Annotated in this window: 3 protein-coding genes; all 3 read left to right on the forward strand. The window is 67.4% G+C overall.

Going from position 1 to position 4596, the window contains the following annotated elements; translation table 11 throughout:
* Positions 1-1085, forward strand: a 1085-nt coding sequence (locus H0W38_RS16995) for a 2-oxo acid dehydrogenase subunit E2 (protein ID WP_292456234.1), incomplete at its 5' end; no start/stop codon positions are given.
* Between the two features lie 9 nt (positions 1086-1094).
* A complete protein-coding gene (gene lpdA / locus H0W38_RS17000) occupies positions 1095-3026 on the forward strand; it encodes a dihydrolipoyl dehydrogenase (protein ID WP_292456235.1) in 1932 nt (643 codons plus the stop codon).
* A 200-nt stretch (positions 3027-3226) separates the two neighbouring features.
* Positions 3227-4596, forward strand: a 1370-nt coding sequence (locus H0W38_RS17005) for a TonB-dependent receptor plug domain-containing protein (RefSeq protein WP_292456236.1), incomplete at its 3' end; no start/stop codon positions are given.

The following is a 4596-nucleotide window of genomic DNA, read 5'->3' on the forward strand; positions in this document are numbered from 1 at the left end:
GCCCGGGCCGAAGCGCTGCAGCGCCGGCACCTGCGCAAACCGCACCGGCTCAAGCCCCCGCTGCGGCGTCCGCTCCCGCGCTGGCGAGCCGGCCGGTCGAACGCACGCTGCCGACCGCCGCACTGCCGGCTCACGAGCCGAGCACGCCGCAGGGCCGTCTGCCGCATGCCTCGCCGTCGGTGCGCCGTTTTGGGCGCGAGTTGGGTGTGCCGTTGGAGCAGGTCAAAGGCAGCGGCCCGAAGGAGCGCATCACGCAGGAGGACGTGCAGGCGTACGTGAAGGGCGTCATGGCCGGCGGCGGTGCCGCGGCCGCTGCTCCGGCCGCGAAGGCCACCGGAGGTGGCGGTGGAGGCCTGGATCTGCTGCCTTGGCCCAAGGTCGACTTTGCGAAGTTCGGCGAGATCGAGCGCAAGGACCTCTCACGCATCAAGAAGATCAGCGGCGCCAACCTGCACCGCAACTGGGTCGTGATCCCGCACGTCACCAACCACGACGATGCCGACATCACCGAGCTCGAAGCCTTCCGCGTGCAGCTCAACAAGGAGTACGAGAAGGCAGGCGTGAAGGTGACCATGCTGGCCTTCCTCATCAAGGCCTGCGTTGCGGCGCTGAAGAAGTTCCCCGAGTTCAACGCCAGCCTCGATGGCGAGCAACTGGTGCTCAAGAAGTACTTCCACATCGGCTTTGCAGCCGACACGCCCAATGGCCTGGTGGTGCCGGTGATCAAGGAGGCCGACAAGAAGGGCATCGTCGCCATCGCCAAGGAGATGAACGAGCTGGCCGCCAAGGCGCGCGACGGCAAGCTCGGGCCGGCGGAAATGAGCGGCGGGTGTTTCAGCATCTCGTCGCTGGGCGGCATCGGCGGCACTTACTTCACGCCGATCATCAATGCGCCCGAGGTGTCGATCCTGGGTGTGTGCAAGTCTCAGACCCGGCCGGTGTGGGACGGCAAGGCATTCGCCCCACGTCTGATCCTGCCGCTCAGCCTGAGTTGGGACCACCGCGTGATCGACGGCGCCTCGGCGGCGCGCTTCAACGCCTATCTGGGCGCGGTGCTGGCGGACTTCCGCCGCGTCATGCTGTAAGGACCGTTCATGGCCCTCATCGAAATCAAGGTTCCCGACATCGGCGACTTCAAGGACGTGGCGGTGATCGAAGTGCTCGTCGCACCCGGCGACAGCGTGACGGCCGAGCAGAGCCTCGTCACGGTCGAAAGCGACAAGGCGTCGATCGAGATTCCCGCGCCGCAAGCGGGCGTGGTGAAGGAGCTCAGGCTCAAGGTGGGCGACGTTGTCAACGAGGGCAGCGTGATCCTGATGATGGAGCCTTCCGGCGGCGCTGAGGCACCACCCGCGCCCGCGCCTCCTGCCAGCGCCGCAACCCAGGCCCAGGCTCAGGCGGCGAAGGCTCCGACGCTCGATGCTTCGAGCGGCACCGTGGCATTCGGCAACGGCGTCTCGGGCCAACAGCCGCCTGCCGGCGACGTGGCGACGCAGCAGCGCTCAGGAGCCGGGGCAAGCGGCAACGTTCCCGCGCCGCTCCCGACGGCGGCCACCTTCCGGGGCACCGTCGATCACGACTGCGACCTTCTCGTCCTCGGTGCCGGGCCGGGCGGCTACTCGGCCGCCTTCCGTGCGGCCGACCTCGGATTGAAGGTCGTGCTCGTCGAGCGCTATGCCAAGCTCGGCGGCGTGTGCCTGAACGTCGGCTGCATTCCGTCGAAGGCGCTGCTGCACGTGGCGGGCGTGATGGACGAGGTGCGGCACTTCGGCGATCTCGGCATCGGCTATCCCGAACCGGCCATCGACCTCGCCAAGCTGCGCACGCACAAGGACAAGGTCGTCGGCAAGCTCACCGGCGGCCTGGCGCAGATGGCCAAGATGCGCAAGGTGAGCGTGGTGCGCGGCATCGGCAGCTTCGTCGATGCGAACCACGTCAAGGTCGAAGAGACGTCGGGCGACGCCCAGGCGCCCACCGGCAAGGCACAGACCGTGCGCTTCAAGCAGGCCATCATCGCCGCCGGTTCGCAGGCGGTGCGGTTGCCCTTCCTGCCCGACGATCCGCGCATCGTCGATTCGACCGGCGCGCTCGATTTGCGTGCCGTTCCGAAACGCATGCTCATCGTCGGCGGCGGCATCATCGGCCTGGAGATGGGCACGGTGTATTCGGCGCTGGGCGCGCGGCTCGACGTCGTCGAGATGCTCGATGGCTTGATGCAGGGCGCCGACCGCGATCTGGTCAAGGTGTGGCAGAAGATGAACGCCAAACGCTTCGACCACATCATGCTCAAGACCAAGACGGTCGGTGCCGAGGCGACGAAGGACGGCATCAAGGTGCGCTTCGAAGGCGAGGGCGCCCCCAAGGAAGATCAACACTACGACCTGGTGCTGCAGGCCGTCGGCCGCACGCCCAACGGCAAGAAGATCGGTGCCGAAAACGCGGGCGTGCAGATCGGAGAGCGCGGCTTCATTCCGGTCGACATCCAGATGCGAACGAACGTGTCGCACATCTTCGCGATCGGCGACATCGTCGGCCAGCCCATGCTGGCGCACAAGGCGGTGCACGAGGGTCATGTGGCGGCCGAGGTTGCCGCCGGCGCGGTATTGGGCGACGCCAAGCTGCAGGCCAGCGCGTTCAACGCGCGCGTGATCCCGAGCGTGGCCTACACCGATCCGGAGATCGCCTGGGTCGGTCTCACCGAAGAGCAGGCTGCCGCGCAGGGCGTGAAGCTGACGAAGGGCCTGTTTCCCTGGACCGCTTCGGGCCGTGCCATCGCCAACGGCCGCGACGAAGGCTTCACCAAACTGCTGTTCGATGCCGCCACGCACCGCATCGTCGGCGGCGGCATCGTCGGCACGCATGCCGGCGACCTGATCAGCGAGGTGGCGCTGGCCATCGAGATGGGCTGCGACGCGGTGGACATCGGCAAGACCATCCATCCGCACCCGACGCTCGGTGAAAGCATTGGCCTGGCGGCCGAGGTGGCGCACGGTTCCTGCACCGATCTGCCGCCGCCGAGGCGCTGACGCAAGAGCGCGGTCCTTCGCATGCGAGTGCTCCACAAGGGCGCAATGCGAAGGTCGCGCCGGCATTTCCCCGGACGGCGTTTCCACTCTCCCATGACGGGAGGAATTCCCTAGTCAGGCGAGGGTCCCGGTCCCGATCATTCGCATCGCTGCTTCCGACAAGCGGAGGCACGTGATCGCATCGATTGACGAGGACCGAAATGAAAAGACGCAACGGGAGCCTGAGGAGGCATCCGGCCGTGGTGGCCCTGGCCTGCATGGCCTGTACGGCGATGGCTCAGCAGCAAGCCGCGCCGGTGACGGCCCTGCCATCGGTCACGGTGACCGGCACGCTGCCGAACCAACTGGAAGCGGTGCCGGGCTCGAGCGCGGTGGTGACGCATCAGGAACTCGAAGCCGAGAACCCGTATTCGATCCGCGAGGCGCTGCAGGGCGTGCCCGGCTTGCACGTGGTCGGCGAAGACGCCTTCGGGCTGAACCTCAACATCGGCATCCGCGGCCTCGATCCGCGCCGCACCAGCCGCACGCTGCTGCTCGAGGACGGCATGCCGATTCACCTGGCACCCTACGGCGACCCGACGGCGCACTACCACACCCCCCTCGAGCGGCTGCAGCGCATCGAGATCATCAAGGGTTCCGGGCAGATCGTGCACGGCCCACAGACGGTGGGCGGCGTCATCAACTTCGTCACCCGCCCGGTGCCGCGCTCCTTTGCCGGCGAGGTGGATCTTTCTGTCGGGACGCGTGACTTCAGCCGCGCCAGCGCCAGTGTGGGCAGCGGCGGAGAGCGCGGCGGCTGGCTGGTCGAAGCGGCGCAGCGCCAGGGCGACGGCAGCCGCGACCGCAGCAGCCACCGCATCCGCGACGTTTCGCTCAAGGGCGAGTTGGACTTCACCGAACGGCAGTCGCTGCGCGTCAAGCTCGGCTACTACGAAGAAGAATCGAACTTCGGCGAGGCCGGGCTCGATCAGGCTCGTTTCGAGGACAACCCTTTCGGCAACGCCTTCCGAAACGACGTGTTCGAGCTCGAGCGTACTGCCGTGCAGGTGGTGCACACGCTGAATTTTTCCGACACCTCACGGCTGTCCACCCAGGTCTACTACCAGAAGACCGATCGCGCCTCCTACCGGCAGCTCGACGCCATCGTCGAGGCCGACGTGGACGACGGCGAAGCGGAGAAAGAGCGGGAGGAACTGCGGGCCGACGAAGTCGGCAGCGACGGCACGGGCACAGTCGCCGGCTGCCCGGCGGGCATCGACTACAGCGTGCCGGGCGGCTTCGAGCAGTTCGCCTCGCTGTGCGGCAACCAGATGCGGCCGCGGCAGTACGAGTTCTACGGCATCGAGCCGCGTCTCGAGATGGAGCACAGCGCCTTCGGCCTGCGCAGCGAACTCGTCACCGGCGTGCGCCTGCACCGCGAGCGCATCAACCGCAAGCGCTACAACGGCGCATCGCCCACGGCGAGGGAGAACTCGCCCGGCACCGGCCTGCGCGACGAGTTCGACATCGAAACCGACGCCGTCGCCGCGTACGTGCAGAACACGGTCTACGCAGGCAACTGGTCGTTCAC

The sequence above is a fragment of the Methylibium sp. genome, assembly GCF_013817365.1.
Taxonomy (GTDB): Bacteria; Pseudomonadota; Gammaproteobacteria; order Burkholderiales; family Burkholderiaceae_C; genus Methylibium.

Bases quoted from the DNA above. Each gene is read 5' to 3' on its own strand.
- lpdA (WP_292456235.1), top strand. From the start codon at position 1,095: ATGGCCCTCATCGAAATCAAGGTTCCCGACATCGGCGACTTCAAGGAC.